This is a genomic window from Faecalibacterium sp. An58, assembly GCF_002161515.1.
GTDB lineage: Bacteria > Bacillota > Clostridia > Oscillospirales > Ruminococcaceae > Faecalibacterium > Faecalibacterium avium.
Genome location: NZ_NFHX01000052.1, coordinates 1 through 3,996, shown reverse-complemented (window position 1 = coordinate 3,996; position 3,996 = coordinate 1). Strand labels below are relative to the sequence as shown.

Sequence of the window (3,996 nt, the reverse complement as noted above, 5' to 3'; positions counted from 1 at the left end):
CGCTCCGACACGGGCGGGCCAGATACGGGTGTGGTGCTGTCTGCCAGCAGGCTATTCAGGATGGTTTCGATGGCACAAACCTTCTCATAGGTCTGCTGTGCGAGGGTGGGTTTCGTTTTGTTCATAGGCATTACCTCCAAATTTGTTCTTTGTGTTTTGTGATTTATGCCAGCCGGTTAGAGTTTCTGCATTTAATCCAGGCAGATGACCTGCAGGATTTCCCCATCGACCGTAATAAACTTTTGGTGACTGTTCAGGAATTTCAGCACATACTGCAAATCGCCCAGCGAGAGGGAAGCAACAGAGAGTTCCTTGCCCAATCGAAAGAAAACCATTGGGCCAATCAGGTAACGTTTACCGGCCACACACGATACTTTCCCGGGAGAATAACTCATCATAATGGGCATATCGGGCAAACCAAACAGAACATCGGCCTTCTGAAAATCAGGATGATAGTCTTGCGCATTCTCCATACGAATGATGGATAAAGGAATCTCCGGGCCAGTAACTACCAGATAGCCGTTTTCCTGCTGGGTCATAGTGCAATCCAAATCATACACGTCGTAAAAGAATAGTCTGGACACATAAGCCTCCAGCGCCTCCATTGCCTCTAATTCTTCTGAAAAAGTGCTGTCCATCTTCTGTTCGTACATTGAATGTCCTCCTGTCTCTGCATCGTGCCAGCAGGTCAGCGTTCCTGGCTGCGCTGGCGCTTTTTCTGCCACTGTTCCAACAGCTTGATGATGGTGTCCTGCATCTGCTTGGGGGTGTAGGATTTCGGGAAATACTTGCGCAGCACATCGTTTTTGATGGTCACACGGTCCATTTCGGCCTTCTTTTCCTCGCCCATGATGTCGAAGATGGCATCGTAGGTGCACTTGCCTTCCTGGCTCAGCTTCTTGATGCGCTGGGCCTGGGAAAGGGACGGTGCGTTCTGGGTATCCTGCATGGCCTCCAAAAAATCCCGCTGTTCGGCAGCCGTCAAATAGGACAGCTCCACAGCGGGATTGAAGGAGATTTTCTTTTGGTCCACCAGGTCCAGAAGTTCGGGGATAAGGTTGGTCAGGCGAATATAACGACGCACCGTATCACCACTAATCCCTTGCCCTTTAGCAACTTCATCATCGCTTCGGAACTTCGCCGCAACTTGCGGCGAAGTTAAATCCGACCTAGCACCTTGATTTTTTATAGCTTCCAGCTTCATTTTGTAGGCAAAAGCCCGTTCACTGGGCAGGATGTGTTCGCGCTGCAAATTGCTGTCCACCATGTGGATCACCGCCTCATCGTCGCTCATGTTCCGCACGATCACCGGCAGGGTTTTCAGCCCGGCCAGCTCTGCCGCGTGCTGGCGGCGGTGCCCCGAAATGATCTCGTAACCTCCTTCCGGCCGGGGCCGGGCAATGAGCGGGGCCAACACGCCGAACTGAGCCACGCTTTCCACCGTCCGCTGCATGGCCTCATCGTCCAACACCTTGAACGGATGGTTTTTGAAGGGATGCAGGTCCGTAATGGGGATTTGCTGGATCTGTTCGGTCTGGGGTTTCTGTGATGTCGCGTCGTTTTTTGTTCTGAAATAGTCTATCACCTCCCAACAGAAAAGGCCCAGAGAAAGCTCTGGGCCAAACTTTTATCCGGTTTTGAAATCATGCTGTACCCTGGCAGCATAGGAACTGTGCATGGTCATGGGTGCGTTGTAGAGCGCAGCCAGCAGGTATTGCCGCATATTCCGCACAAGGGTGGTGTTCTCTTTGAGGCACATAAGGACGAACCGCAGGTGATCGCTGTTCAGCTTCATGAGCTGAGCTTTCACAACCTCGGCGGGCTTATCGTCGCCCGCGATGCGGATGAGGCGGCGCTTGCTGCACACGGTATCCACCAACAGTTCCAGCATCTCACGCAGCATATCCTCATCTTCGGGATTGGCTTTCATCAGAGCATCGAGGCCAAATTCTTGAAAAAAATAATCCTGATACCGGGTGCGGTCATCTTTCCCTTCGGATTCCGTTCCGGCGGCCACGTCCGAAAGGAAAGGATCAGTCTCACTCAAGTCAGTATTGTTTTGATTATTCTTAATTCCTCGTGATTTTAACGATTCAACAGTCGCGTTTTTCACGGTTCCAGAATCGTGATTTTCACGATTCTGGATTCGTGGTTCTGACGATTCAGAAATAAAGTTTTTCACATAGATCAGGCTGGGTTTTCCAAGGCCCCGGCGTTTGCGTTCGATCAGGCCACAGCTTTCCAACTCCTTCATGAGCTTGGTGGCCTTGTTGTCCGCACAGTAGAGCGCTTCCATGATTTCTTCTGTCGTGAAGATGATGTATACCCGGCCGGTATCATCCGTCCAGCCGTTCTTGACTGAAAGTCCCATCCGATCCAATAAGAGGCCATACAGGATTTTTGACTCCGCAGAGATACCGCGGAATCTGGGGTCTACAAAGAGAGCTTTGGGCAATCTATAAAAGGAAAACAGGTCGGCCTGGCCGCCGTAAAAGTAGTCCAACATAGCGTCTCCTTTCCTCCGATTGGGCGCAAAAAAGAGCACCCTGATTTTGGCATGAATCAAGGTGCCCTTTTTATTGAAAATTTCACTTTCTTTGTTCTCTTACAGCCGGTCCGATTGTAAAGAATTTTAGAAAAAAAGTTTTTATTCGAATCATCGTATTTATCGCATCTTCCAAGTACCAATCACGGGGGTGTGCACACGTACCGCTTGGGAGAGCGCTTGAATGGCATTCAAGAGGTCAGCGGTTCGATCCCGCTTATCTCCACCAAACGCGAAAAGCCTTGAAAACACTACGTTTTCAGGGCTTTTCTTTTTTCACAAGCGGCACAAAGCAAAGGGCATTTCTCGACTGCGCCCGAATCAGCTATACCCCTTGCGATATTGATTTTGGCCTAATTTCGACTTATTTTTATAAAACGCAATCCCAGTTTGTGTATGCCATTCAGCCGCCTGCATCTGCACTCAAGCAAGCAGTACCCCCGAAGGTCTATATTGTTTCCCGCATTATCTTACAGGGTAGTCCCTTTATAAAGGTCAGCAAAGTCCCGTTGCAGTGCCTTGCTCTCGTCGGGGTAATTCCACTATAGGTGTTCACATGGATCGCTACTTGGTTGTTGTTAGTGCAGCGTCGCTGGATGGACTCCAGCTCTCAGACGTCCAGCACTTTGTCCAGTTCCTTTTTCGTGGGCCGGGTCGATAGCGCCGGGACATTGTTCAGTGGACCATTGATTTCGTATTCGGGGAAATTTTCTTCTCGCTGATTTGTGTTGCCCTTCACCATCTCACCAAGTTACAGACATATCTGCATACCTGGCAAGCTCGCTGGCTTTCTGGTAGCCGCGTTCGGACACAATTTTATATTCTCCGGCTTTTTGGGGACGGATGACATTGGGTTGAGTAACGCCCTTGCCCTTCATTCTTTTTCTGCTGTTCAAAAGCCTTCATTTTACCGTCATATGCCTAAGCGTTATCTCCTTTCTGAAGCTCGTTCAGCTGTTGGCTATGGTCATCCAGATATTCCCGATGTACAGGCGTGGATATGATCGAAGCACCTGGGAGCTACGTCCACCCGCCAATCTCCATGGCAATGCCAACGCCCAAATCTTCGCTGGTCGTGGTCTTTCCTGCACCTCCCTTCTGGTTGACAATGGCAATTACAGTTGCTTTTGGGGCCACATCGTCCTTCATCTTTTTCATCTCTCATTTATAATCATCATTTCGATTGATGTGATGATGGATGTATGTTACAATAATGGTGTTCATTTTGCTTCTGTGGAGGTTCCATACATGAAAAGCAAACAGCCACCCTTTGAAATCACACACCAGATCATTGACAACGTGGCGCAGATTGCCGAGCTGGTGGGCCGGCTAACTGCTGTCAGCTCACTGCCTGCAAACCCCACTCTGCGCCGGTCCAATCGGATTCGGACCATTCACGGCTCTCTGGCCATCGAGCAGAACACGCTTTCTCTTGAGCAGGTCACGGCTGT

The 3,996-nt window shown here is 49.9% G+C and carries 4 protein-coding genes, 1 tRNA gene and 2 pseudogenes; 2 read left to right on the top strand and 5 right to left on the bottom strand.

Going from position 1 to position 3,996, the window contains the following annotated elements; all coding sequences use genetic code 11:
• Positions 1–191: 191 nt before the first annotated feature.
• Genes B5G12_RS13945 through B5G12_RS13935 form a run of 3 tightly spaced genes read right to left on the bottom strand, consistent with a single transcriptional unit; the run spans position 192 to position 2,506 of the window.
• Positions 192–653, bottom strand: a complete 462-nt coding sequence (locus B5G12_RS13945) for a hypothetical protein (protein WP_087325465.1) — start codon at positions 651–653, stop codon at positions 192–194.
• Between the two features lie 35 nt (positions 654–688).
• Positions 689–1,585, bottom strand: coding sequence for a ParB/RepB/Spo0J family partition protein (locus B5G12_RS13940; RefSeq protein ID WP_087325464.1), 897 nt, complete (start codon positions 1,583–1,585; stop codon positions 689–691).
• 42 nt (positions 1,586–1,627) lie between these two features.
• Positions 1,628–2,506 carry a replication initiator protein A gene (locus B5G12_RS13935; protein ID WP_087325463.1) on the bottom strand — a complete coding sequence of 293 codons (879 nt, stop codon included), beginning with the start codon at positions 2,504–2,506 and terminating at the stop codon, positions 1,628–1,630.
• Between the two features lie 186 nt (positions 2,507–2,692).
• On the opposite strand from B5G12_RS13935, the gene B5G12_RS13930 reads away from it, so the two are divergent.
• Positions 2,693–2,774 (top strand) — tRNA-Ala (locus tag B5G12_RS13930).
• A 514-nt stretch (positions 2,775–3,288) separates the two neighbouring features.
• On the opposite strand, the gene B5G12_RS15130 is transcribed toward B5G12_RS13930, so the two are convergent.
• Positions 3,289–3,423: a ParB N-terminal domain-containing protein gene (locus B5G12_RS15130; RefSeq protein WP_275532654.1), complete on the bottom strand. Its 135-nt coding sequence runs from the start codon at positions 3,421–3,423 to the stop codon at positions 3,289–3,291.
• 160 nt (positions 3,424–3,583) lie between these two features.
• Positions 3,584–3,694: pseudogene (locus B5G12_RS14540) on the bottom strand (ParA family protein); the annotation flags it as partial.
• A gap of 99 nt (positions 3,695–3,793) precedes the next feature.
• Between B5G12_RS14540 and B5G12_RS13925 the strand changes: the two are divergent.
• Positions 3,794–3,996: pseudogene (locus B5G12_RS13925) on the top strand (Fic family protein); the annotation flags it as partial.

Coding starts and splice junctions, on each gene's coding strand:
- B5G12_RS15130 (WP_275532654.1), bottom strand. CDS start 3,423: ATGAAGGGCAAGGGCGTTACTCAACCCAATGTCATCCGTCCCCAAAAA.
- B5G12_RS13945 (WP_087325465.1), bottom strand. CDS start 653: ATGTACGAACAGAAGATGGACAGCACTTTTTCAGAAGAATTAGAGGCA.
- B5G12_RS13935 (WP_087325463.1), bottom strand. CDS start 2,506: ATGTTGGACTACTTTTACGGCGGCCAGGCCGACCTGTTTTCCTTTTAT.